Source organism: Oleiphilus sp. HI0079 (assembly GCF_001635105.1).
The window spans coordinates 1-781 of record NZ_LWFT01000054.1 but is presented as its reverse complement, the minus strand read 5'-3'; the positions used below and the strand labels follow the sequence as shown (position 1 = coordinate 781).

Annotated in this window: 1 protein-coding gene; it reads left to right on the top strand. The window is 49.8% G+C overall.

All coding sequences use genetic code 11. The annotated features are described in order from the left end of the window. The coding region (locus A3750_RS25210; RefSeq protein WP_156498278.1) for a S8 family serine peptidase at positions 1–781 on the top strand (781 nt) is incomplete at both ends.

Genomic DNA, 781 nt, shown 5'->3' with positions numbered 1-781 from the left:
TTTCAGTCGGTGCGACGGACTATCAAGGCAGCAAGGTCGCCTATTCTACCTACAATGAGTTTGTCGATGTGGTTGCGCCTGCCGGAATCTCTGACTTGAGCGATGGCGCCACAGATTTAGATCGAGATGGATATCTCGATGCAATTATGCGGGTTGATGGGAGCCCCACAGGCCTCACGTTGCCAGACGGCAAACCCTCGGGTTACTCTCCATCTCAAGGCACCTCGTTTTCTGCACCGGTTGTCTCTGGCGTTCTGGCACTTATGAAGTCTGTGTATCCTGATCTGACCCCTGCACATGTAGACTCCTTGTTAGCGTCCGGCGCACTCACTAATGATATTGGCCCTGATGGGCGGGATCCGTATTTTGGGCACGGTATGATTGACGCTTTTAAAGCCGTCAGTATTGCACAACAAATTGCTGCTGATCCGGCTAATATCGCGCCAAAAGTTCCGGATTATCGTGTTTCTGATAGGGAGTTTAGGTTTACTCAAAGTGCGATTGCGGGCGAGCTAAGCATTAGCAACTCAACGGAGTATGGATCAATCGCATCTGTCACCAGTGACCAGTCGTGGTTGTCGATCGAACAAGTCATTGAAGAGCTTGATCCGGCTGACGAGCCTGAACTGCCGTCTGTGACTCGATATCGGTTGAGTGTAGATACGCGAAATCTGTTTGACACAGCCTACTTCGCAACGATTTCGGTTACCGATAGCGAAGGCACTGTTCAATACATTGGCGTTTCGCTTGAGTTGCAAAATATTGATGGTCAGCAATTTGA